At 35.3% G+C, this 25795-nt stretch carries 20 protein-coding genes, 1 pseudogene and 1 riboswitch; of the genes and pseudogenes, 2 read left to right on the top strand and 19 right to left on the bottom strand.

Annotated features, from left to right (window positions below):
* Positions 1–175: 175 nt before the first annotated feature.
* Positions 176–954, bottom strand: a pseudogene (locus tag SJW71_RS09350) (lipoate--protein ligase family protein).
* A 256-nt stretch (positions 955–1210) separates the two neighbouring features.
* Here SJW71_RS09350 and SJW71_RS09345 point away from each other — a divergent pair.
* On the top strand, positions 1211–1597 hold the full coding sequence (locus SJW71_RS09345) for a rhodanese-like domain-containing protein (RefSeq protein ID WP_036122960.1): 387 nt from the start codon (positions 1211–1213) through the stop codon (positions 1595–1597).
* Between the two features lie 1324 nt (positions 1598–2921).
* Positions 2922–2998: riboswitch (glycine riboswitch) on the top strand.
* Between the two features lie 163 nt (positions 2999–3161).
* Positions 3162–4502, top strand: coding sequence for an amino acid permease (locus SJW71_RS09340; protein WP_431812038.1), 1341 nt, complete (start codon positions 3162–3164; stop codon positions 4500–4502).
* Between the two features lie 43 nt (positions 4503–4545).
* On the opposite strand, the gene SJW71_RS09335 is transcribed toward SJW71_RS09340, so the two are convergent.
* From SJW71_RS09335 to tnpB, 18 genes are all read right to left on the bottom strand, one after another.
* A complete protein-coding gene (locus SJW71_RS09335) occupies positions 4546–5517 on the bottom strand; it encodes a glutaminase (RefSeq protein WP_313470703.1) in 972 nt (323 codons plus the stop codon).
* A gap of 82 nt (positions 5518–5599) precedes the next feature.
* Entirely contained in the window at positions 5600–7015 is a 1416-nt protein-coding gene (locus SJW71_RS09330) for a M20 family metallopeptidase (RefSeq protein ID WP_274793660.1), read from the bottom strand.
* A gap of 17 nt (positions 7016–7032) precedes the next feature.
* The gene (locus SJW71_RS09325) at positions 7033–8256 is read right to left on the bottom strand and encodes an MFS transporter (RefSeq protein ID WP_312507518.1); all 1224 of its coding nucleotides are present in this window, start codon (positions 8254–8256) and stop codon (positions 7033–7035) included.
* 318 nt (positions 8257–8574) lie between these two features.
* Positions 8575–9876 carry a hypothetical protein gene (locus SJW71_RS09320; protein WP_322605620.1) on the bottom strand — a complete coding sequence of 434 codons (1302 nt, stop codon included), beginning with the start codon at positions 9874–9876 and terminating at the stop codon, positions 8575–8577.
* A gap of 161 nt (positions 9877–10037) precedes the next feature.
* Positions 10038–12908 (bottom strand): hypothetical protein, encoded by a 2871-nt coding sequence (locus SJW71_RS09315; RefSeq protein ID WP_431812037.1) that lies wholly within the window; start codon positions 12906–12908, stop codon positions 10038–10040.
* Positions 12909–13183: 275 nt separating this feature from the next.
* A complete protein-coding gene (locus tag SJW71_RS09310) occupies positions 13184–15538 on the bottom strand; it encodes an ATP-binding protein (protein ID WP_431812036.1) in 2355 nt (784 codons plus the stop codon).
* Positions 15511–15669 carry a competence pheromone ComX gene (gene comX / locus SJW71_RS09305; RefSeq protein ID WP_274793665.1) on the bottom strand — a complete coding sequence of 53 codons (159 nt, stop codon included), beginning with the start codon at positions 15667–15669 and terminating at the stop codon, positions 15511–15513. Before comX ends, SJW71_RS09310 begins: the two co-directional genes overlap by 28 nt.
* Positions 15670–15942: 273 nt before the next feature.
* The gene (locus tag SJW71_RS09300; protein ID WP_429978836.1) at positions 15943–16314 is read right to left on the bottom strand and encodes an SMI1/KNR4 family protein; all 372 of its coding nucleotides are present in this window, start codon (positions 16312–16314) and stop codon (positions 15943–15945) included.
* Positions 16315–16343: 29 nt separating this feature from the next.
* Entirely contained in the window at positions 16344–17291 is a 948-nt protein-coding gene (locus SJW71_RS09295; protein WP_431812035.1) for an ADP-ribosylglycohydrolase family protein, read from the bottom strand.
* Positions 17292–17321: 30 nt separating this feature from the next.
* The gene (locus SJW71_RS09290; protein ID WP_431812034.1) at positions 17322–18092 is read right to left on the bottom strand and encodes a macro domain-containing protein; all 771 of its coding nucleotides are present in this window, start codon (positions 18090–18092) and stop codon (positions 17322–17324) included.
* A gap of 688 nt (positions 18093–18780) precedes the next feature.
* A complete protein-coding gene (locus SJW71_RS09285) occupies positions 18781–19317 on the bottom strand; it encodes a hypothetical protein (protein ID WP_429978833.1) in 537 nt (178 codons plus the stop codon).
* 22 nt (positions 19318–19339) lie between these two features.
* Positions 19340–20050 (bottom strand): RHS repeat-associated core domain-containing protein, encoded by a 711-nt coding sequence (locus SJW71_RS09280; protein WP_431812033.1) that lies wholly within the window; start codon positions 20048–20050, stop codon positions 19340–19342.
* Positions 20051–20166: 116 nt separating this feature from the next.
* Positions 20167–20421: a DUF7660 family protein gene (locus SJW71_RS09275; RefSeq protein ID WP_274793675.1), complete on the bottom strand. Its 255-nt coding sequence runs from the start codon at positions 20419–20421 to the stop codon at positions 20167–20169.
* A gap of 645 nt (positions 20422–21066) precedes the next feature.
* On the bottom strand, positions 21067–21645 hold the full coding sequence (locus SJW71_RS09270) for an imm11 family protein (RefSeq protein WP_431812032.1): 579 nt from the start codon (positions 21643–21645) through the stop codon (positions 21067–21069).
* Positions 21646–21703: 58 nt separating this feature from the next.
* Entirely contained in the window at positions 21704–22225 is a 522-nt protein-coding gene (locus SJW71_RS09265; protein ID WP_431812198.1) for an RHS repeat-associated core domain-containing protein, read from the bottom strand.
* A gap of 603 nt (positions 22226–22828) precedes the next feature.
* The gene (locus tag SJW71_RS09260) at positions 22829–23680 is read right to left on the bottom strand and encodes a hypothetical protein (protein ID WP_431812031.1); all 852 of its coding nucleotides are present in this window, start codon (positions 23678–23680) and stop codon (positions 22829–22831) included.
* Positions 23677–25170, bottom strand: coding sequence for an RHS repeat-associated core domain-containing protein (locus SJW71_RS09255; RefSeq protein WP_431812030.1), 1494 nt, complete (start codon positions 25168–25170; stop codon positions 23677–23679). The genes SJW71_RS09260 and SJW71_RS09255 overlap by 4 nt, the downstream gene beginning before the upstream one ends.
* Positions 25171–25449: 279 nt before the next feature.
* A complete protein-coding gene (gene tnpB / locus SJW71_RS09250) occupies positions 25450–25605 on the bottom strand; it encodes an IS66 family insertion sequence element accessory protein TnpB (RefSeq protein WP_396631823.1) in 156 nt (51 codons plus the stop codon).
* Between the last annotated feature and the right edge of the window lie 190 nt (positions 25606–25795).

The raw sequence follows: 25795 nt of genomic DNA, 5'->3' as shown, positions 1-25795 counted from the left end.
TTACAAAATAAATACACAATATCATGTGTTATTAAACACTACATATTGTGTATATGTCTTAAAAAAAGATACTATATATAGTTTTTTAATTCAACTCTTGCTTTTTTAAATAGATTCAGAACTACTTGTTATAACTAGGATTGAACGTAAAAAAATATTTTTTCCATACCATTTTTTACTTTTTAAAGTTCCACTCATCACATGCATATTTTTTTCTTCTAATGCACGGACATATTCTAATTGCTCCTCTGAAAGTGTAAATGGTTTTAAATCAATTTGCAACGATTTTGCAAAGCCATCTCGAAAAGCTGTCACACATTGCTCAATTGTCACTGGCTCTTTGACAAGACTATTAATCGCGACTGCCTTTTCTGGCAGCTTTCTACGCATACGATCCTTTGCTTCCTCGCTTGAGAAATTAAATACCGATAATAATTTCTCTTGATCTAAATCTAATAAAATGGCGCCATGCTGTAAAATAACACCTTTTTGACGTGTTTGGGCACTTCCCGCTATTTTTTTCCCTTCAACGACAAGTTCATACCAGCTTGGTGCATCAAAGCAAACAGCACTTTTCGGACTCTTTAAGTCAGCTCTTTTCTCCTCTGTATCAGGAACACTAAAATAGGCATCCATTCCTAGGTTGTGGAAACCTTGCAATATTCCCTCACTTAATACACGGTATGCTTCTGTTACAGACTCTGGCATATTCGGATAACTTTCAGTAACAATGACGCTATATGTTAGCTCATGTTCATGCAGGACAGCTCGTCCACCAGTTGGTCGACGGACAAAACCTAAACCTTGTTCTCGAACAGCATCTAAATTAATGTCTCTTTTGGCTTGTTGAAAATAACCAATTGATAGTGTCGCAGGTTCCCACTCATAAAAACGGATCACTGGTGGAATTAACCCCTCACTATGCCAATCAAGTAATGCTTCATCTAGCGCCATATTAAAAGAAGGACTACATTTCCCTGAATTTAAAAAATACCAAGTTGTCATATGTTCATCTCCTACAAATATAAAATGATCCCTCAGGCCCCACCTGTGGTTCAACCTTAACAAAAATTACTCTACGGTTGCTCGATATGCTTTTGTAACAAAATAGACGAATTTGCCACAACCTAGTTAATTTTATCAAACTCATTGGACTATCGCTAGCGCATCTTTTATAATAATAGAGAAGATAGAAAGGGGTAAGAAAATCTTGGACATACTTATCACAATCGGTGTCGTTTTAGTAGTTATCATTGCATATATTGGTATTAATGCACTACGACTAAAAAAAGCCGTAACCAACTTAACACAAGAGCAATTCATAGAAGGCTATCGTAAAGCACAGCTAATCGATGTCCGTGAACAAAAAGAATTTGATGCAGGTCACATTCTTGGTGCACGTAATGTTCCTTCTACAACACTTCGTCAACGTTATAAAGAAATCCGCCCAGATTTACCAGTATATCTATACTGTCAAAATACAGGCCGTAGCTCACGTGCTGCTTTATTTCTTAAAAAACGTGGGTACAACCAAATTTACCAACTTCAAGGCGGTTTTAAAACTTGGACTGGTAAAATAAAAGCAAAAAAATATTAATACTCTCATGAAAAGAAGTCGTCTCAAAGAACTATGAGACGACTTCTTTTTTAAAAAATTCAGAGTTTCTACTATATTATATCTATTGCAAATCATTAAATACTAGCTCTCGTTCAACCAGTCTTTAATCCTGCATTTGGACCAGAAAAAAATCCAACAAAAAGGGGTAACCTATAGCCCATTTTCACTAATGATACCACACTGTAAATTGGTCCTTACTAGAGACTGATACTTTGCAATCTTAGTTGAGCGGCTCTGCATGATGAATGATCTTGGAGCGGCTCTTTCTACAGATTGAGCACTTTGCTACACTTTTGGAGCGGTTCTCGCATCATATTGAGCGCTTTTCGCTACTTTTGGAGCGGGTTCACTCTTCCTGTGAGCGGTCCTCCCTGTAGAATGATCACTTCGATATCAATTTTGAGCGGTTCTTCACACACAATGATCACTTTGCTACACTTTTGGAGCGGTTCTCGCATCATATTGAGCGCTTTTCGCTACTTTTGGAGCGGGTTCACTCTTCTTGTGAGCAGTCCTCCCTACAGATTGATCACTTCTCCGAAACTTTGAACGGCTCTCCCTGAAGAATATTCACTTTGACATCAATTTGGAGCGGCTCTTCCTCCAGATTGATCACTTTGCTACCCTTTCGGAGCAGTTCTCGCATCATATTGAGCGCTTTTCGCTACTTTTGGAGCGGGTTCACTCTTCCTGTGAGCGGTCCTCCCTACAGATTGATCACTTCGACACTAATTTGGAGCGGTTCTTCACACACAATGATCACTTCGCTACACTTTTGGAGCGGGTTCACTCTTCATGGAGCGGCTCTCCCTCCAGAATGATCGCTTCGACAGCAGTTTGGAGCGGTTCTTCACACATAATGATCACTTTGCAACTCTTTTGGAGAGGATTCACTCTTCCTTTGAGCCCCGGCTTTGAGTAGTTTCTCGACAATATTGAGTACATTGCCTTCCTTCAGAGCGGAGCTACCCCCCTTTTCAAGCGCCTTTCCAACAGAAGGGGTGACCTCACCACTCTTTGGAGCGAACTATACCGTTTTGCCTGCTTGCTTCTCTCCCTATGCAAGCTTCCACTAAAAGTGTCTCCCCTTTTTTAGCAATTCTCCTTACTAAATCTTCTATGTCTAGAATTCCTATTTTTCGTCAGAGATTTCCCATTTAGTAACCCATTCTTCTATTTTTCTGAAAATAGTTAAAATTTATTGTTGAATTATTTTACATGCACTGATAGGATGTATAATATCTTACAATAACAATTGATTAGAAAGTTAATAAGCTATGAATGCTATGGATCAAACTATAGCAGGAGCAGTTCTGGAGAGAGCGCACAATGCGTCGCCGAAGGGTTCACTATCTCAGGCAAAAGGACAGAGGAGTAATAGCAGCTTTTATAAGCGAAGCCACATGAATTTTAAAAGATTTCATGAAATATTTGCGAATAAATGGTATTTGTTATTCTGACGTTTTTCCGAGACTAGTGTCACAACTAGTCTCTTTTTTATTTTTCCAGTCATAGTTTTTACGCATCTTTGAGGGGGATTAACGTGGAACAGCAACAATTAAAACGTGATTTAAAAAATCGCCATGTGCAGCTTATTGCCATTGGTGGAACGATTGGCACTGGTTTATTTTTAGGCTCAGGGAAAGCCATTGCCCTTGCAGGACCTTCCATCATTTTAGCCTATTTAATTGTCGGTACCGCACTATTTTTTGTCATGCGCGCATTAGGCGAACTGTTACTATCTAACGCGGGCTACACATCATTTACGGATTTTGCATCTGAATACATAGGACCCTGGGCTGGCTATGTAACAGGCTGGACATACTGGTTCTGTTGGATTATGACGGCCATGGCAGATATTATTGCTGTAGGGGTTTATACACAATATTGGTTTGATACCCCACAGTGGGTGCCAGCCATTGGTTGCTTAGTATTATTATTACTACTGAATTTATTAACAGTTAAGCTTTTTGGGGAGCTAGAATTTTGGTTTGCCATCATTAAAGTCATTACTATTGTAGCTCTTATCATTATCGGACTTATTATGTTAGTGACAGGCTTTCATACTAGCTCTGGGCCAGTTTCTGTGGAAAACCTTTGGGCACATGTTGGGGTGTTCCCAAATGGGTTATATGGCTTTTTAATGGCCTTTCAAATGGTTGTTTTTGCATTCGTTGGTGTAGAATTAGTCGGGGTTTCAGCTGCTGAGACAGCAGATCCTCAAAAAAATATTCCGTCTGCCATTAATAAAATTCCATTCCGTATTTTACTCTTTTATGTAGGAGCATTATTTGTTATTTTATGTATCAATCCATGGTATGAAATGTCTGCCGAAAACAGTCCTTTTGTCCAAGTATTTACATTAGCAGGAATTCCAATTGCTGCTGGTATTATAAATTTTGTTGTACTCACTTCTGCCGCTTCAGCTGGTAATAGTGGTTTATTCTCTACAAGTCGAATGCTCTTTAATCTTGGTAACAATAAACAAGCTTCTCCTGCGTTTGCAAAACTGAACAAAAACAGTGTTCCAAGTAACGCACTCGTTGTGTCTGCTGTTGTTGTATCAGTAGGTGCATTGCTAAGTAAGCTGATGCCAGAGAATGCCTTTAGTATTGTGACGACGATTAGTGCAATTTGTTTTATATGGGTATGGAGCATTATTGTTATTTCTCACATCATCTATAAACGAAAAAATCGTGCTTTACATGAAGCATCAAACTTTAAAGCACCACTAACACCATTTATCAACTATGTCATTCTTGCATTTTTCGCATTTTTACTTATTGTCATGTTGATTTCTGAGGCTACGCGTACAGCACTGCTGTTAACACCAATTTGGTTTATCGCGCTATTGATTATCTATAAAATCAAAAGAAAAAAATAAAAAGAAGATGGCTTCAGACTACCCTGAAGCCATCTTCCACTTGTTAAAAAATTGTCATGTCCCATTCCGTCGCTAAATGCTTGAGTAATTGTACACCAGCGACACTATTGCCGATTGAATCGATAGCTGGTCCATAAATACCTATACCACAGCCAGCGGGGAACGGTGAATGCAAGCCAGCATGTCCTGGAACGGCTGTTAGGATTGCACCTGACACACCACTTTTAGCAGGTAGGCCAATAAATGCTGCAAATTTTCCTGAAGCATTGTACATACCACATGTCACCATCAAGGCCTTCGCTAATTTTGCCACTTGTTTAGGAAAAAGCTGTTTCTTTAATAGTGGATGGTAGCCGTCATTGGCGATGACTAAACCAATCATGGCTAAATCTGAGACATTGACCTCAATCGCACATTGCTTCAGGTAGACCTCAAGTGCCGCCTCTACTGGACAATCAAGGAAACCAGAGTCCATTAAATAATAGGCCAATGCTCGATTTCGATTAGCTGTTTGCCATTCCGATTGAAATACCTCTTCATTGATACTTAATTGCTTGCCGATGATTTGTTCTAAAAATGCTAAAATCTTTGTGACCTTCTCTTGTGGCGAACTCCCCGCGAGCAAAGAGGACACTGTAATAGCCCCTGCATTAATCATTGGATTAAAAGGTTTTCCTGGCTGATGGCTTTCCAAGCGAATAATCGAGTTAAAGGTATCTCCTGTCGGTTCCACATCTACTCTTTCTAACACATAAGGTACTCCTCGATCCATACAGGCTAAAATAAATGTAATAACTTTGGAGACACTTTGAAGCGTAAATAATTCTGCTGTATCTCCTGCTTTGATTTCGCGGCCATCATTTCCAATAATCGCAATACCTAATTGATTCGGGTCTTTTTTGGCTAAGGCTGGAATATAACTAGCACATTGTCCCTCTTTTGCAGCAGGACGAAATTGTGTCACCCATTGTGCCACTAGTTGATCATGTTCATGATGATTAGCTTGTGTTGACATTGATGTGTTCTCCTTTCAAAATGAGGCAAAAACAGAGCCTTCATAGTTCTCCTATGAAGACTCTATCTAGATCGCTATCCTTTTATAGCTTTGGAGGCTGTGTTCCCTCCGGAATTAAAGATATATATGTCTCTCCATCAAGACGTTCTTGCCATTCTTTTTTTGCTTCTTCAATTAATGCTGGATTATCAAGTAATGCGATAGCTGTACAAGCCATGATTTTAGCCGCTTGTAGCATACCTTTATGCGCAATTGGCATAACCCCCTGTGAAACAACCTGCCATGTATGCAACGGTGTACCTAATGCCATACATACGGTTGTACATTGTACGGTTGGTACTTTCCAGCTGACATCTCCAACATCTGTTGAGCCACCCATAATAAATTCAGGGAGCATGTCTGGGACGTGATCCGCAATGACTTTTCCTTGTAAACGCTTAACATCTTCTTTACGCAAACCTACTAACGAAGAAGCTTGTACTTCAGGTGTAAATGTATTAAAAATTGCCTGTGCGTACTGCTCATCCTCTATTGTATAGTCTGGCATACCAATTTCAAGTATTTGTTGATACATTACATCATAAAGTGTTTTATTTGTAATGAGATTTGAAGCAGCACCCTCAAAATCAATGTCAAGCGACGTACCTGTCATAAGCGTTGCACCTTTTGCAATATTTTCAACGCGCTGATAAATCTCTTGTACTTGTTGTTTTTTAGGGGCTCTAACGAGATAGGTTACCTCTGCATAGGGTTGTACTACATTCGGTGAAGTTCCACCAGAGTTTGTGATGGCGTAATGCACACGAGCTTCTGGAATGATATGTTCTCGTAAGTAGTTTACCCCAACATTCATCAGCTCAACAGCATCTAAAGCACTTCGTCCAAGATGTGGTGCTGCTGCTGCATGTGCACTTTTCCCAGTAAACTTAAAAGTAGCAGCATAGTTTGCTAGAGAGCTACAAGTCATTACAGTAGAAAATGTACCTGGATGCCAAGAAATCGCAATATCAACATCATCAAAAAGTCCAGCTTTTGCCATATACGCTTTACCTGAACCATTTTCCTCGGCAGGACAGCCGTAAAATCGAATGGTTGCTGATTGATTATGCTGCTCAAGATAATCTTTCACTGCCACAGCAGCAGCAAAGGCTCCAGTTCCTAATAAATTATGCCCACAGCCATGACCGCTTCCTCCATTTTCAATAGGTTCATGTTGTGTAGCGCCACCTTTTTGACTCAAACCAGGAAGTGCGTCATATTCCCCTAAAAAGGCAATGACAGGCTTTCCAGAACCAAACGTCCCTATCAGAGCTGTACTAAGTCCAGCAACACCCACTTCGGTTTGAAAACCCTCTTTTTCTAGCGCCTCTTTCATATAGTGCATTGATTTTTTTTCTTGAAAATGAAGCTCTGGTACAGCCCATATAGCATCACTTAATGCCACACTAGCTTCTTGTTTTGCTTCAATTAATGTCGAAATTTTTTCGTGAAAACTCATTAAAGTCCCTCCAATTTTTATGCTTTCAATAAAGTCCCTTTTTGGTCATTAAGCGTGACAATGGACACAATACAGATGAGCGCAAAGCCAATTAACATCCAAAATGCCGCATCAAACGAACCATTAAAAGCATCTACCATAAAGCCAATGGCCATAGGTGTGACAAAACCTGCTAACTGTCCACCTGTATTGGCGATACCCATTGCCGAACCTGTAATTGAAGAAGGTAATTTCTTCAGTACGATAACAGGTAACAACGTAATGACGAACGCAATAAAGATCGAAACAACTGTTTGATAACCAATAAATAACGTCACTGTTTTGGCCGTAAACATTAAATACAATAATATGCCGATAACTGCACAGGATATGGACCCTAGTACCTTTTCCATTCCTCTTGGTAGCTTATCAATAATAAATCCGCTGCCATACACACCGATAATCGTTGTAATAGCAGGAATTGTTTGTGCCCAGCCAATGGACATTAAATCCAATCCACGATTTTTCTGAAGATACGTAGGAATCCAAGAAACTAATCCCCAGTTCACTGCATAAATACAAAAATATGCAATGATCAAATTCCACATAAGTGGTGTTTTCAATAATTCTTTAAAATTTACCTTTGTAGTAGGATGATTTGTCCCAGCTTCTTCTACTATTTCAGCCTTCGGAAGCTGAATATACTTCCAGTATAATAAGGCAATAATCGCTCCAATCGACCCGATAATAATAAACATCATGCGCCAACCTATCGTTCCTAATAAATAAGCAGCTAGCAGCGGCACAATTAATGATACAATCCCTCCAGAAGTAAGCATGATGGACATGGCTCTTCCTCTTTCTTCTTTCGGGAAAATCGTCGCAATAATCTTAGAGCTCGCTGGCTGAAATCCACCCTCTCCGATGCCAAATAAAAAGCGAATCACAATCATAGCCGTTAATGACCAAGCAATTGCTGTTAGACCGGTGAAAATAGACCACATAATAACAGCCAACAGCAAGATTCGTTTTGCGCCAAATTTATCAGCAAGCCAGCCACCTGGTATTTGCATAATGGCATAGCCTAAAAAGAAAGCGCTTAAAATAATACCCGTAGAGGATGCATCCAATTGTAAATCACCTGTAATTGAAACAACTGCATAATTCATAATGTAACGGTCTAAGTTTCCTAAAGACCAGCCCAAAAATAATAGCGCAAGGATAACATTTCTAGATTTTTTAGTTACTTCATTTGTTAACATTCATATCCCTCCCATATCTCAAAACATTCTCTAACATTGCAGTTTCTGCTTCACTGCTTTTTTTCCTTAATGATCTTTGCCCCCTTGTAATATCTAGTAAAATAAAACCCCTTTTATATACCGACATTTTCGTTATATATTCGTATAATAATCAAACTTCTATGAAAAAACAATATTTTTTTGAAAATTTCTAATAGATAATCGTCTTTGTAAACGAACATTCATCTCCTTAAAAGGTTCACAATTCCTTGATAAATCAGTTTTTAAAAGACAAAAAAAGCCCCAAACCATTTTTGGCTTGGGACATCTTCATTATTTCTAAACAAGCTGATACATTTTTATCGGCCTACCACGAGTATGCTGTAATTCTTCTCCACAAATTCTCGCTAAATCCACTCCACATAAATCTGCCACGATTCGTTGGGCATTTCTTTCACTCATCTGAAGCTGTGTCGCTAAATCCTTTGTCGTAAAATGCTTCCAGTGCATTTTCTGCACAAGCGCATAAATTTTCATGTACGTTTTTACACTAATATTACCTTTTTTTAGTTTTTCTAAAATAAAAGGGTCTTCTGCTCGATAGGAATACGTAAGCTCTTCTACATTCCCTACGGATTCAATAATTGTTCCATCATCCTGAATCATAACAATATCTATCGCTTCATTTTCCTTCGTCTGTCTTAATCCTCGATGAGCATGTAATTCAGCATTGAACACCGTTTGAGCAAAACCAATGCCTGCCGTTACCTTCGCTTCCATTTCAATGGACAGCTGATACATTTTTTCCTGTAAAAATTGGATTTGTCCTTCAATGGCTCCCCTTGTACTAAAAATAGTATACTTTCCATTCCCTTCTTCAATCAGTGAGCCATCAATTTGTTCACAGAGCTGAAGCAGGTTTTCCTTTATGCGCAATTCTAAATACTGTATACGGTACCCTTGCTTCATTCTTTCTTTTAATGAATCGAAGTCCTTTATTTCCAGCATAACTGCACCAATTTGTGTCTCTTTATAATAGGACGTTTTGATTTTTTCTGTAAAAAGCTGAACGGTATGGTAAATTTCCGTTTTGGTCGGTGAAACCCAATAAGACGGCACACCTCGTTTTTTCAGCTCTTCATCAACAGAAGGATAGCAAGTAATCGCAAAATCGATTTTGCCCGCCTGCCAGAGATCATAGTGGAAATCAAATAGCTCTTGTGGATTAACAGCCACATCAAATTCCTTTAAATACATGTGATGGACATTATGCTGAATTTCCGCAAGACTCTCTGACGCCATTTGGGAAGGCGATGGGATGATGTCGATACTGACATTTTCAATAAACTTTTTTTGTTGATAGGACTGCTCTAAAAAGCCCCGATAAATGGCTGCTTCGGAAAAAATAATATGAGTCAATTTATCCTTGGAAACATTCGTTTGACTGGCAAGCTTATAGGGGATGTAGCCAGAAAATAGCCAGAAATCCACATCCTGATTATAGGTCTCGACAAGATGCTTTGTTTCCGTCGCCACTTCATAAATATACGGAATAAACTCCATATCCTGTTCAATTTCCCGTGCTAACGCAATAATTCTCTCAACCGATTTAGCGGGACCAACAACACCTATTTTATACATCTTTTGTTCCTACCTTCTTTGTGAAACTACAATCGTTTATGTAAAAAATTTCATTCTCTGTAGTACATAGTATAGCGAACATTGAATTTACTAGACAAATAATAATGACTTTATCTATAAAGAAAGCCCCGAAAATCCATCGGGGCTTCTTGTAGTAATTATTATTGTTCAGTTGGATACATGTTGTTATAAAGTAACTCTAATTTCTTTGAAAGCTTACCATAGGCAGTTTGCCATGCTTTGCGAGCCTTCTCATCTCCATCCACTGGAACGTATAGAGCATGAACGTCTGCTACCTTTTTCAAATCCCCTTCCGCCTGTGTCAGCTTCGAATAATTTTTTACGATCTTCTGATCAGTAGCACTTAATTGATCATAAATCGCACGAATTTCTTTCACTTTTTCCTCTAACCCAGCTATATATTCACCTTTTACAACTAGAGAATTGATAGACTCAATTAACAGCAAAGCACTTTCATTTGTTTGCTGTTGCCCTTTCTGCTTATCAATAATCAACTGTCTAGTCGCAGCATCAATCAGGCTCACTTGTTTAGACGTCAGCTTTTCAAATGCCTTGATGACTGTACTTGGATTATTATTAAACGATTTCTCATAAGTCTTCATAAAGGATTCTACCTTTTTGACATCCGCCAATGCTGCTTTTAAAATATCATAATTTGTAATTAATTTTTTATCACTTGAGCTAAGGCTACTATACTGTGTCGATAGATTTTTAATTCTATCAATGGAAACTGTATAAAGATCATTTGCTGAAATGCTTGCAATATCATGATTTAGCTGTGTAATATTCGGCGCATTTTCATCAATAATTTGATTATTTAATAAAGCCTCATATTGCTCTTTTGCTAAATGTTGTTGATTCGAAGGTAATTTAGCATACGCTTTTTGCACTGTTTCAATTTTTTTAGCTTGTTTAGCAGCATCTGTTTCTTCTCTAGCTGTCTGGACTTTTTTATGGAATGATTTCACACCTGAAATATCCTTCTTTGCTGCTGTTAATAAATAATAATTCGTCACATATTTTCTTGCACCTGACGATAGACTTTTATACGTTTCTGACGCTTTATCAGTTGCGGATTCTAATTGTTTGAATGTAAAGGTAGTGACATCTGCAAATTTAGCTATTTCGGCCTTCAATGCTTCCGCAGCAGCCTTATCAGCAGGCACTTTACCATTGTCATCAATCGAAACCTTAGGCGTATTCAGTAAAAAGTCATCGGCATTATAGACAAGGGACTGTTGTAAAGTCGTAAGCTTATTATAAGCTTTGAGAGCACTCGTATAGCTTGAATTCAGTTTACTTTCTGTCACGCCAGCTGTTCGAGATAATTTTTGATAAGCGTCCATATCTTTTATCACTTTTTCAGCTGCTTTTAAATCTTTTTGTAAAGTAACAAGACTGTCATAGCCAACAATTTGAGCTGCCGATGTTTTCGTTAAGCTCTTATATTCTTTAATCATACGATTGACATTATTGACATGACTCTGCCATGAGCTAGCTGATGGATTGATTGGATAGATATCATCGCCAATATAGCTCTCTATATCATAATTTAATGCGGCAATTTGACTCACTTCAGCACTTTCCGCTGTCGCTAAAAGCTGTACATACTTGTCTGATACTAATTTTAATTGCTTATACGTCAATTTTTCATAGGCAGATCGAATGGACTTCGCCACTGTAACTTGCTTATTCGGTGTATTGTCTGCCGATAATTTATCAAAGGATTTAATAAATTGCTCCACTTTTTTAATATCTGATTTAGCTTCTGTTAAAATAGCTTGATTTTGAATTGCCCCACGATAATTTGGGGATAACTTTGCGATATCCTCTTCAATGCTAGTCACTAACGCTTTTAGGGTATCCTTATCTGAAGGTACATATTGTGCAAGAGAATTTTCGTAGGATAGTAAATGAACAATAGCTTGATTTAATCGTCGAACTTCTGAAATTTCCTCCAGATCATTTGGCTCATTTAATAAATTTTTAATGTTCGTATAGAGGACTTCATTCGCATCTAAGCTGCGTTGTAACTGATCAAGCTTATTATAGGCCTCTTCCATCTCTTGAATATATTTAGGTCGATCCTTTTCATTCACGTCCTGTAATTTATCTACTTTTTCTTCTAATTTATTGAGTAGCGCCACATCAGCGAGGGCTCTCTTTAGAACATCATAATTGGACACATTTGCTTTTGCTGGTGTCGATAAAGCTTGATACTTACTTTCTAATTCCTTTATTTTGGCTTCGAATGATTCAAAATCTGATACATTGTATTTATTATCATGGATTAGTAATGCTTTAATTTCATTTGTTAACGTATCAGTAGGTACGGTCGATACAGTAATGGTATTTGAAAGTTTAGATTCCACAAAAGAAAGACCTACTTTTGCTTTAACAGTGACGCTAATATCCTTGATGCCTTTTTCAATGGCGTCCTTTGGAATTGTATATGTACTCCCAGCGGCACCTTCAATAATTGTGAAGGAATTATCGCCAAGCTTATAAAACCATTGATAACTATATGTAATTTGGTCACTTTGTAGTTTGGCACCACCCTTATCTGTAACAGAAACGCCAGCTACTTTCACCGTTTCACCAGGTGCTACAAAACTGGAAGAGGAATGACCCTCCAACGTTGGAATAGTGATGTCCAAGTCTAATGCTTTTATATCACGTGGCTCACTTTGAAACTTTTTACCGTCAATTGTAGTTGCTTCTACAAAGATTGATTTTCCAGCTGCTTCAACTGGCACTTTAAATGATCGCGAAGTTGCGCCAGAAATCGGCTTATTTGTTACTGAATTTGAACTATCTTCACTCGTAATGTCCTCTAGGTAATACCATTGATAGAGATTGACCACTGCATTATTAGGTAATTGCTCAACTGTTAATGTTCCATTGACAATATTTTCACCACTAATCGAAACCGTTTCTGCTGCATTTGCTACAGCTGGTACAATGAGTGCTACTGGAACGGCTGCTGCTGTTAAAAATAATTTCTTATTCAAATCTATTGACCTCCTTAATCCTTCTAATGAATTATATCGGTCTTGCTGCTATAATTTCCTTTGTTCTGGAGAAATAATTGTAAAAAGTGTATTTTCTCTCTATTCTACTCTTATAAAACAATATTTTTTTGATGATAATATTTTATTTTTGATCAACCCTCTCAAAAAGTAAAAGATATCAAAAAACAAAAGCCTTCTAATCCGCATTCGTAGCCTCTACGAAGAGATTAAAAGGTTTAAATAAGTATATACCTATGTGCTTACACCTCATTTGGTTATCCTCGTATCATATAAGTTGGCCGGTTCAGCGTACTATACGTATAAGGATGCGTTTGATTGGTTTCACTAACTTGTATACGAATGGTTAGTCCTTCACCTACTTTGCTATCTAAGGCGAATTTCCCATTAAAAGCCTGAACCCTCTCTTGCATACCTTGAATGCCCATAGAATCCGCAAGTAGAATGTCATCTATATTACAGCCTACCCCATCATCGGTATACAAAATTTCAAAACCTTCTTCGGTGCCTAATAAATAGATTTCAACGGTATTCGCATTGGAATGTTTTAGAGCATTGTTTAACAATTCTTGGAACAAGCGATAAATCATTAAGTTTAACCGTTCATCCTCTAAATAAAGTCGATCAATCGTATAAACCAACACAAAATTTGCTCGTTTATGAATTTTTTGAATCAGTTTTTCAAGGGCGGCATTTAATCCTAATGTATCGAGAAGTGGTGGCTTTAAATTTTCACAGTAGCCCCTTAAATCGTTCAAGGAAGTCACCATATGTTCATGCAGCTTTATGAGTCTCGCTGGGATCTCCTCTTTTTCCTTTGTATGCATAAGGACATCCATTTCTCTCGCAATATGAAGCTGTTCCTGTAAAATCGTATCATGAAGTTCCTGAGCAAGTTGATATTTTTCTTCCTCGAAGCGTAGCCAAAGTAATTTATTGAGCCACGGTAGTTGTCGATTATCAGCCTCTTTCATATGCTTTAACTGATTTAAAAGCTCCTCAACCATTTTCGTATTTTCAATAAAATTGTTTAAATAGAGCAATAACAATTCAAGCCATAACAACTCCTCATCCTTTAGATAAATCGATTTATTATGGTCAACAACAAGGATTCGTTTATAATTCGCATCTTGATGAATAAAGGCGATATAGAAATGATCTGTTTTTTTAATATCCCCTAGCCCTAAACGCTCGACAAGGACCTCATCAATTTGATGCTGCGTGTATTCCTTCGATTTATTCGTTAACGTCACCCGATGTGTTTGAAAATCATAGGTCAGAACATAAACACTTTCCATTTCAAGCTGGAGCACAACCTCCTGCACAAATTTCTCCAATAGATCTTCGATTTTGACCACTCGACCTATACTATCAACGGTAGTATACAAGCGATGAATGTAGTCCCCTTTCGTAGAGAAAAGGATTTTCCGCTTACGATAATCAATCCGCTCCTTCATGTAAAACAGGGCCATTAACGAGAGAAAAGCAAAAAAGAAAATCTCCGTCATGCGTGTAATCGAAAGATCCGTAAGCCAATACAGCCCCAATAACAGCCATAGTGTAAAACCAAAAGAAAAATTAAAATAATAACGTAATCGAGAAATGAAATACTCCATATCAAAAATACGCTCAGTAAGTTGTGTAAATATAAAGCTGAATGGAATAAGCATTAGAAATAATGAACAAATATCAGCAGAGAGTAATTGTGTATTGAATAAGATTTGGGGTAATGCATAGAAAAGTAGAAAGGGCAAAAATGGAATAATGATACTCATTAACAATATCTTTAGTTGAGATAATTTATACTTAAAATAACCTACAATCAATATTCCAAGATTTAATATTAATAATAGAAAAAATACCCATAGCACAATTTCAGATAGAATAGGGTTGATTGATGGATAAAAAATACTGAAAACACTAAACGCAATCGCTAAAACAGGAAATAAAAAAAATACTTTTAGTTTTTTTATAAAGAGCCATTTTATCTTTAAAAACGCAAAATAATTTTCTAAAAAAAGTAACAGAATTACTAAACATAATAGCATACTACTACGGTTAATAATCATACCTATACTATCTAAACGCCCTGAAGCACCAATACTCACATATGCTAAAGAAACACTTAGAATAAATAATATTAGTAAATTGGTAAGGTGTTGATTTATTTTTTTAAAATATAAATATACCGTAATAAATAATGTCAAAGCATAGTAACATGCCGGTATTATCAATAAATAGTAAAATTGCTGAGGTATATCAAGATTTTTTATTTGTATAGAGATTATTTTTCCATCAGGCTTTTGGATCGTTAATTCTTTTGCTGCCCTAATGGCTGAATCAAAGGATATATAAGATAAATTATTTATTTTCACATCATCAACATTTAAAACAATATCCCCAGGTGTAATTTGATGCTTTGTTGCCCAATTTTTATAATAGGAATCCGTTATTGTCCAATTATTATTTATTTTTTCTAACTCAATATTTAAAAAGGGTTTGCTATAAGTAACATTAAGTAGGTACATCCCTAAAATTAAATAGATACCTATAGCAAGCCCAAACCATTTATTTTTTTTATGTTTTAATACCAAACACGATTTTCTAAACATACATCTTCATCAAACGAATCCAAAATTGCTTTTTGTTCAAGATCTGTTACACCAATTAAAGAAGCTTTTTTTTCTTTTAACAATGTTACCAACGACGGATTTTGCTCTAAATATTGAATCATGTTAATCATAAAATATCGCCTCATTTCATTAGTTTTAATTTATAATTACATAATTTGCTAAAAACTCCTTAAACAAAGGAATTATTAACCAAATTTGTAACTATAATTTTATTATACTACCACTCCCCAATAATTCAACATAATTTTCTAAAAAATACAAATAATTAATAGAATATGTAATAATTTAGCTTTATTTCTCCAAGAAAAGACATAGAACCCACCTAAAAAAGCCCATTCCAAAGATAGGAATAAGCTTCAACTATTTATACTGATTAATTTGTTTTACTGACAGCCATTTTGTAGCCACTTACTTAAGTCCATAGTGACCACCGTGGCATGTTGTGGATTCATATCTCCGCTATCTACTGCAAAAACGCTAGAATCATTCCCCTGAATGGCCATTAAAAATACCATTCCACCACCATCGTCACCAATAGCTATATAGCCTCTCGCATATTCCTCCACTTCCCAAGTCTCATTTCTTTCTGTCAATTCCTCTGTACCGTAAATTAACACCCCATTAGCCAGTGATACACCATTCACCTCTTGTAGGACTCGCCTATAAACGGTTGGGAGTTGACATGACATAATATGTTCCACTTGTAGAATGTCGTTCTCTGTAGCTGGTAAATTTGCATTATGTATAGGAAGCATTTTGACACATCCTTTCGTTTACATTCTCTTTACACCTGTGCTTCACAATACTCGTAAAACGCCAAAATTAAGTCATCAACCTTTTGTTTACTGACAATTTTACCCAACCATTCTTCCGGAATTTTATCCAACTGTTTATACATACCCGCTATCGAACCTGTAATGGCTCCAACGGTATCCGTATCTTCTCCTAAATTAACTGCCTTCAGAATGGCGTCTTTAAATGTTGTAGAATTACCTACACACCAAATGGCCGCCTCTAATGAATGAACAATATAGCCGCTTGATTGAATCTCGTCTTCAGGCGTATTGAAAAAGTTTTCATGAAAAATCCGTGTGTAAGCATTTAACTCCGCTTTCATTTCATGTTGTAAATTATTTTGCAGTAAGTCAAAAACCTCTTTTAAGGCCACTTCTAGTGAATTATTTTGGTATAAGCTTAATAATAGCTCAATGTAAATAATGGACCCTACTATGGAACGTGGATGACCATGAGTAATCTCTGTATATTGATGTACTAATTCTTTTCTTTTAGCAAAATCTAACTCATGCATGACCACGAATACTAAAGGAGCTATCCTCATTAACGTACCATTGCCATTATCAAACTCGCCCGTTTTACCACATTGTGCTGGCGGAACACCTTTTTTATAGTTCGAAACGGCTTCCGCTGTAGTAATTCCAATATCAAACATTTCGCCAAATGGTGTAAGATAGCCCTGCTCCATGTATTGTACAAATTTGTTCATTAATGTTTTGGTATTACCATTTTCAATAATGTTTTCGACCAGGCAGAGAGTTAGCGAAGTATCGTCAGACCAAGTGCCAGGTGGCTGATTATAAGTACCATACCCCATCACATCTTGCACATGGAAAGTCCCTCTTTGTTTAAACTCAACAGGTACGCCCATTAGATCACCAATAATCCCGCCGTATAAAGTGTCAAACACCCGCTCCCTCAATTTTGTATCTACCATTGATGCCACCCCTAACTTTTATTTAATTTATCACAATTCAAAAACAGTACATTTAATTTTATAATAAATCAATTCCTCATTTATTATTTTTTCAATCTCTCTCCAATCTCCTCCAGCTAAACCTGAACCAATTTTAGGCATCTGTATCGATAATCGATTTTTTAATGCAAATCTCGCAACTTTTCTTAAACATAAACGAAGCGCATCATAATCAATATAGGTTGTACGATCTTTATCATTTTTCCTCAAACCGTGTTGTGCAAGCATATTGGCAACAAAAGTAGCTTTCTGCTGGTCTACACATACAAACTGAACTTCTCCTAACCCAAAAGTTTCTTTATCCTTCGACCATTTTATATATTCATTTTTGGCAAAAGGGAATTGCTTTGATAAAGATAAAACAAAGCCTTTTCCCCATTTTCCTAAAATATTAACAACATGAATGATGAGTGTATGTTCTTCGAAAGGAAGAGAAGCATCACCCTTTAAGTAGTTTATGTGAGAATTGTTAGCTACAATTCCTTCCTGCCATTTATTCTCAAATTCTAATTGAGTAATAGGTACACTATCGCTTAAATCTAAACTCTCGATATGTCCGTCATACAATAAAAATCCAATATTTTCATTCCAATCATGTAATGATGAAGAACAGTACATATCATTGTTAATTATATTAATCTGCCTAGTTGCAACGCCATCATCAAATTCTGTATATAATTGTCCATAACCTTTTAAAAATTCAATATTATCACATTTATAGTATAATAGACTATTACTAGTCCTTGCGTGACTCTCTACCACTGTTTACCTCCATTTTGGAATATCCAAATACATTTTTCAAACAATAATAAAATGGCTAAAAACTCTTTAATTCTTTTAACAATCAAACAATTCATTAGCCAATTGAGGAATTTTTTGAACCGCATCTTCAATCCTGTTTTGTTCATCTAAAGAATATTTCTCTTTATTAAAATAAAAAAATTACTAATATCAACGAAACATTAGGCAAGTTTTTTAGGAACGACTTCAAAACTCTTATATTCAGCTATTAATATTTTCATTGCTGTAATTAATTCACTATATTTAACTTCATTCAATCCTTCACCATTTTTTAATTTTTTGCTTCCTGTAAGATATCACTAACACAAAAAACATAGGTAAAGAAGTGTTAAAAATTCCTTCTTACCTACGTTTCAATATTTTCCCAATAATCATCTATTATTACGATGTATGACTAAAAATTCTACTTCTACTTGAAGATATATTTTAATACAAAAAATTCCGGCCTTCGTACATTTCATCCCATTACCAACAGAACATCTTTAATTTATGTCGTGAATTTTTTGCTTTCGGCAGGCGAATCATTCGTCTAAGTGATTAGAGCTATTGAAGTATCTTACATTCAACGGAAAAATATATTTCTATTCAAGAAGTCTTAATGAGAAATAGGTATTGTCATTATTTAACTGTAATATTTATTCCTTTGTACTCATGTTGCTACCCCAACTTTATCAAAAGATAAACCTTTAATTTGATTATTTTCAATAAAGTCAATAAACTTTTGAGTACAATAATAAAAATTAATTTTAACATCTCTAAAGAGAATTTGATTGGATATTTCGTTTAATTTGAACTTAATTTCTTTATTTCTTAGCATACTAAGAGATTGTTGGGTATCTAAACCATCAAAATCAATAGCAGGAATTACTTTAAGTACATTTATATATATGAAATCCTCCGAAATATTTTTTATCCTTACAGGAAACATTTCAATTTCATTTGGCAGTAATTTTTTAAATTGATTTTCAAATTTCTTTTTCACAATTAAAGTAGAACCAAAACAACGTGCATCAAAATCTAAAAGCTCATTTTTTTGTAAATTATCCTTTGATATTGCAAAAATATCTTCTTTCCATTCTAAAGTAATTTTTTGTCCTTTAAAAGTTGAAAAAAGTCTCACGTCTTTTTCATCAAGAAAAGTCAAATCAAAATAGTCAAAATCATTTCCTATTTTAAATATATCCATATTAATCCCTCGCCTTGTTTTATTACCATATTTTTTTATTAAATAGTAAATCATTTCGTATTAATTCTAATTCAGCTTTTACTAACGCTCTTCCTCCTAACATCTCAGCAGATTCTAATCTTTGAGCAACATTTTCAAAATATTCTTTGGTATGAATTATTCTATGATAAGCCCCTGGTTGTTTACTATTTGGGTCCATATGTTTTAAATAAATTCCATTATGAGCACTATTGATATCAATATCTACTCTTTTTAGTACATCTCTTGCCCTCTGAGCTGCTTGGTTTGAATGATCCCCCGCTACAATATGATGAGCTGCTGAACCTTTATACTTATGCCAAGCACGTTTCATGTACCCTTCATTTTTTCTTAACTCTCGATTAGCTTTGTTCATATTTTTCTTTAACTCTTTAGTACAAGAAAGACCAAAAATATCTATTGAGTTATTTGTATCTTGTACATAGCCATATAAGACCAAACCTCCATTAAGCCCAATTGGATCCTTTTGCGTATACATACCCTCAATTGGTGAATAATATCTAAATCTGTTGTAGTAAAGGCCAGTTTCTTCATCCTCGTATTGCCCTTGATATCGGAATGGTATAAAATCCTTGTCACTGTTAAACTCTTTTGACTGGCCATAAATATCTAACTCATTGGACCAAACCTTATTACCATCATTTTCGTAGGCTTCAGAAGGTGTACCTAGATAATCACTAATAAGCTTCTTCAACTAATCAATCGATCTAATAAATTCCTTAAATTGATTTATTATTTACACCACACTCATCAATTTAAAGTCTCTCCATACAAATCTCACATAACTAATTCTTTTTTAGCGTGGGCCTTTTATTCATATATCTTACCTACATATAGCATAATAGACAATAGTTTCCAGTCGATATTTTTGGGTGTATCTAAACCAGAATTTTCATAAAATCCTTCCATATCTTCCATCCATCCCTCAATGGCTTGAAGAAATAAATCTATAGATTTATTCTCCCATTCATCTATATTTTTTTGATAATCCGCTGATAATAAATTTACAAATTCTAAGAATTGTTGCTTGTTTGATACGTTTTCAATTTTGTTGTACCAATCCATATTATTCACACCTCTCTATTTCAACTATTGACTCTATTTTTTCCTACAAATCACCTGTCTAGATCCACCTCTTTAAAACAATTGATGTCCCACCATTTTTTGTTGATATTTTAAACCATTGATTCTTCACTTGCCCAGTTTACTGGAATTTCATCAATACCTGCTAGTATTCATCAGTATCCTTTCAAACATTAACATAGTAAAACAGTTGTATTTAGCTTAACTTAGAAGATATTTTCTTATCCATAGCCTAAGAGTTACAAGGAAGCTCCTAGCATAGAAAAGAGTTTTCGAAATATTAAAAGAGATGACTTCGGCAACATGCAGAAGTCATCTAATTAATACAGCATTCTTTTTTTACTAAACTGCTAAATTATGGGGCACAGTTGACAAAATTTAATTTTTTTACTACAAAAAATTAAAAACGCATCATTTTAAATAGTAAATAATCGGGGAGTAAATAAAAGCTATCTAATAAAAACATCCCTTTATATTTAAATTTCATTTTTTCGAATTTGGAAGAAGCTAAAACCAAATCTCTGGAAGCGATAACACATCTTCAATAGTAATTAGTTTAATTTTTTTCGGAACAAAAATAACAATTTGTAATATCCTGTTTTGTATATTTTCGTTATACGTTTTTTACTATTCTGCATGACCAACTTTTTCATAACGTAATCCTTTGATTTGATTATTATTCATTAGATTAATAAAGAAATCTGTAACAAAATAGCTTGATGACATTTTGCTATCTCTAAATATGGACTCGTTTTTTACAGTTTGAAGATCAAAAACGTACCTATTATTTCTTACCATTTCCATTATTTCGTCTGAAGACATTTTATCCACATTTTTAATAGATTTAATTTTATTCGTTACATTTATAAAATAATATGGACCTCTATCCATATTAACTGGCAAAATTTCAACTTTTTCACTATAATTAGCTTCCAAAATCTCTTTCAGATTATTATTCACGATTAAAATACCATCAAAATAGCATAAAGCATCAAAATCTTCAAATCGTTTATCCTTTTTCTTTCCTTTTTCTTTCCTTTTTCTTTCCTTTTTCTTTCCTTTTTCTTTGAAAATTTCAAACTCTAAAGGTATCCAATTGTCTCCTAATTTTTGACCTTCATAGTTTAAATAGTTAGATGAACTTCCTTGTTTAAATACAAAAAATTTAAAAACATCATAGTCACTTTTAATTTCATATATATCCAAAATTAATACACCTTCTTGTCAAATAATAATTCATTCCTAATTAACTCTAATTCTTTTTCTACAGCTGATTTCCCTCCAACTTACTTGCATTGATTATTCGTTTGTTTACATCCTCATAATATTTATTTGTATGAATCACCCTATGATACGCTCCTGGTTGTTTACTATTAGGGTCTATGTGTTTCAAATAAATACCATTATCAGCTGAATTTACATCGATTTTATAATGAGCTAATATATCCCTCGCAGGCTGAGCCCTTAAATCATCGCCAGCAACAATATGATGGGCAGCCGACCCTTTCTCCTTATGCCAAGCCCTTTTCATATATCCTTCTGTTTTGGCCAGTTCTTTGTTAGCTTTATTCATATTTTTCTTAAGCTCTTTTGTACAAGAAAGCCCAAATATATCAATCCAAATATTCGTATCACTGACATGCCCATAAAGCGTAGGATTTCCTCCTGCAAGACCCATCGGATCAATCTGAGTATAATTCCCTTGCTCTGGGTCGTAGTATCGGAATCGGTTATAATACAATCCTATTTCCACATCTTCATACTGCCCTTGATATCTAAATGGAATAAAGTCTCTTCAGAACAAGATGAATCTCGCTCAAGCTTGAAGATTGCATGTTCATTCTCAGTCTCTATTAACAGACTGTTTTCCAAAACATTTCTTAAATGCAACCGAATGAAAATTGTTCGCTTACGCGATGGTATGAAAAAAGAAGGCTTAAGCGCCTTCTTTTTTATATTTTTACTATTATTTATCTAACTATGAATATTGCCAATATCATAATATTGGATTCTAATTGATACTAAGTATTTCTCTTATTATATTTTTAAAAATTACAACTTTACCCCTTATATTAAAGTTATACCTTCCGTCTTCCCGTAGATTATTAAGCCTTCTAATTCATTAAATGCAACCAATATTTTCAATAGTCCAAAACTTCAATATTAAAGTCATAATAAACATATTTCTTCCCATTCAACTTCAGATAACTGTTTACAATTTTTATGTTTAAGGTAAAAAGGTAAATACTACTTTAAAACAAAAAAACGATTATGATTAGCCTGGAATTTTCCTGAATTTTTCGACCTATCTATTTCGGGCTTTATAAGCCTCTTTTTTATAAATTAAATTCCTCTATATTTTAGTTTCTAATGAATACACTATATTGATTTATTTCTGCTCAATCCTTACTTTTGCACCTAAAGAAATAAAGTATTCAGCTAAAACTAAAATATTTTCTCCATATCCCGCAGCTATTAGAAATCCTTTATTATTTAAACCGTTTCGTATCTCATCAAGTGATAATCCTGTTTCTTTTTTTAATGCTAGTATCACTTTTGATTTATTTTCACCTGGATTATCCAGATACACATAATTCTTTTTTGCTTTTTCTATAATCCGTTGCTCAATTGGAGCAAAATTATCTTTTGATTTTACAATAGGAAGAAATCCGCATAAAACCCTAATTTCCTCCTCACTTAACTTAACTTTCCACTCTTTCTCCATTAAATCATAAAAATCAGATTGATATTCACCTCTTTTATAGTATCTATCATCGTGTTTATCAAGCCAAACAGATAGAAAATAGTCGAATTTTTCTAGTGAATCCACTAGTAGTTTTGGTGAAAAATCTTCTCCAACATAATCGTAATAAATTGGAGTTTCTGCTTTACTTATATCGGCAATCACTGGATTTCCACTCCAACTGGAAATAATAATCCAATTTTCACGCCATTTCATTGTCTTTGAAATATCTATCCAACCTTTATCATCTCTTATAAACCTGTAACCTTCTAACGCAACTGTTAGATTTTCTATACCAAATATATAGAAATCGTTAGTCCAATAAAACATTATATCTTTGGATTTTGGTAAATCACTGTACCATTTCAAAAGCGCTTGGCTTAAAATTGGAAGTTTGAAAACTTTTCCTAACTCCCGTTTAGTTTCTGTAGATGTTCCTAAACATTTTATCTTATTGGCATTCTCTTGCTTAGAAATTGAACTAGCTAGATACTTCATCGTTTTTTACAGCTCCTTTCACTGTTATATCTATCTATCATTGCTTGGCGATCAATTAGTCTACCAGTAGTTGCATTAGTATAACTTCCTCTATGACCTCTCTCACCATATAAATGTTCATTATATCCTCCAACATATTTAGCATTAGGTAAAAATCTAATATTTCTTGGATCTCCCTTCCAAGCATTCCCTAAAGCCCCGTTCTTATGATTAGTAATATGATGTCCTGTATAACCACTCACTTTTCCCCGGCTTTTTAGTTCTTCTATTTCAGCTTCATCCCAAGGATGAGATCCACTCCCTGTTTTTTCAACCAATTCTTTTTCTAATTCCCAAGCACGTTCTATACCTTGATAATACGATCCATTTATTGGTGTTACTTTTGTTGGTTTATACATAATTAAGTTCAATTCTGATAAATCTACACCAGGAAGCATTGGAGATTTAGGGGCTAGACCAAATATATCCAATGAATTATTTGGGTTCCCGACATAACCATACAAAGTAGGATTCCCACCCGCAAGTCCAATCGGATCTATTTGAGTATAATTCCCTTGCTCTGGGTCGTAGTATCGGAATCGGTTATAATACAATCCAATTTCTACATCATCATACTGACCTTGATATCTAAATGGAATAAAGTCTTTCTCACCTGTAACTTCTTTCACTCGTCCATAAACATCAAGTTCAGCTGTCCAAACCCTATTACCCTCTTCGTCATATGCCTCAACAGGTGTTCCAAGATAATCACTAATAATACTGTAATGATCTTCACTCGTAATCTTTGCAGAAGGGACGAAGCCGTCATTAAATACCCATGTGACTATATTATCCAGTATTTCAGACTTGTTCTGTAACTCAACTTGATTTTCTAGTTCAGCTGAATCATTCTGCGTGGAATACTCATGCAGAATCGTATTGCCATCCCATACAAATTGCGTTGCCTTATCCTCAGAACTCTTCTCTATTCGCCTACCTAATGAATCATACTTGAAAGTAACTTCCGTATTATCTGGCTTAATGACCTTCGACATCATGCCATTGCCATAATACTCGTACTTCCACGTATCTCCATTCTTTTCGACTTTCTCTATGAGATTTCCTTCTTCATCATAAGAGAATTGGGCATCTTGTGTTTCTAGTAATCTACTGCCAGCACCATAAACACGATCTTTTTTGTCTTTTGTTTCATATAGATTGCCGACATCATCGACGCTACGGTATAAGAAATCAAATTTACTATCTTGATTGGCCCAGACGAGGTTACTGAATTCGTCGTAACCATACGTTACTTTTACACCGGTTAGCTCATTGACCATGCTGCGTAATTGGTGATTCACATCCCAATTATACACACGTCTTCGCGTATTTCGGCTTTGACTACTTACGCGATGGTGTGTTGGTCTACCTGTGATATCATATTGCCATTTACTGATGACATCCCCTGGTAGGATTCGCTCAATCTCTTGCCCGAGTTCATTGTATTGCATCGAGGCTGTCCACTGGGCTTGCTCGGAGCGAGAGGCAGTCATCGCACATGCGCCAAACAATTTTCGAATGTGATATTCGGTAGTTTGTCTTAAGGAGATTAGCCATCACACACAAGGACTTTCTGAATATCCGCTAAATATATCCCTTTAATACATCCTTCTCGGTAAAACAGGTTCAAATAATACAATCATCGATCCCTCTGAAGGCAGAGCGGAATACCCAGTTGCAGGTATTCGATAGTGTAGCTTTACCGTCTGTGCGATTCAATATTTGAGTGGTTATTTCATCGGCGTAAAGTATGATAACACTTCCAGTAGCCAACGTAATTCTTGCTGGTTGTTTCGAACTTGTTCATCTTCTTTTGGCCATTGAAGTCGATCGTTCTCTAAACGTTTGTACAGTAAATCGAAACCTTTCCCGTCAAAATCTAAAATTTATAGTGATCGCCAAAAAAAGAAAGACAGCTTTACTATATGGGTCCAATTTGAAGGTATGTTGGAGATGATTGGATCTTATTTCTAAAAGAGAATGGAATAATTTATATTTAGGACGTTTCATAGGAAAATCTCGACAAATATATATAATAGATGAAAATAAAGTAGCTAATGATTATTTTTATGTTTC

It is taken from the genome of Lysinibacillus sp. FW12 (assembly GCF_050817245.1).
In the GTDB taxonomy this organism is placed as follows: Bacteria; Bacillota; Bacilli; order Bacillales_A; family Planococcaceae; genus Lysinibacillus; species Lysinibacillus irui.
This window is presented reverse-complemented; position numbering and strand designations above follow the sequence as displayed.

Coding starts and splice junctions, on each gene's coding strand:
- SJW71_RS09335 (WP_313470703.1), bottom strand. CDS start 5,517: ATGTCAACACAAGCTAATCATCATGAACATGATCAACTAGTGGCACAA.
- SJW71_RS09325 (WP_312507518.1), bottom strand. CDS start 8,256: ATGTTAACAAATGAAGTAACTAAAAAATCTAGAAATGTTATCCTTGCG.
- comX (WP_274793665.1), bottom strand. CDS start 15,669: ATGATTAACATGATTCAATATTTAGAGCAAAATCCGTCGTTGGTAACA.
- SJW71_RS09330 (WP_274793660.1), bottom strand. CDS start 7,015: ATGAGTTTTCACGAAAAAATTTCGACATTAATTGAAGCAAAACAAGAA.
- SJW71_RS09285 (WP_429978833.1), bottom strand. CDS start 19,317: ATGGATATATTTAAAATAGGAAATGATTTTGACTATTTTGATTTGACT.
- SJW71_RS09300 (WP_429978836.1), bottom strand. CDS start 16,314: ATGCTTCCTATACATAATGCAAATTTACCAGCTACAGAGAACGACATT.
- SJW71_RS09295 (WP_431812035.1), bottom strand. CDS start 17,291: ATGGTAGATACAAAATTGAGGGAGCGGGTGTTTGACACTTTATACGGC.
- SJW71_RS09255 (WP_431812030.1), bottom strand. CDS start 25,170: ATGCAATACAATGAACTCGGGCAAGAGATTGAGCGAATCCTACCAGGG.
- SJW71_RS09260 (WP_431812031.1), bottom strand. CDS start 23,680: ATGAAGTATCTAGCTAGTTCAATTTCTAAGCAAGAGAATGCCAATAAG.
- SJW71_RS09310 (WP_431812036.1), bottom strand. CDS start 15,538: ATGTTTAGAAAATCGTGTTTGGTATTAAAACATAAAAAAAATAAATGG.
- SJW71_RS09320 (WP_322605620.1), bottom strand. CDS start 9,876: ATGTATAAAATAGGTGTTGTTGGTCCCGCTAAATCGGTTGAGAGAATT.
- SJW71_RS09275 (WP_274793675.1), bottom strand. CDS start 20,421: ATGGATTGGTACAACAAAATTGAAAACGTATCAAACAAGCAACAATTC.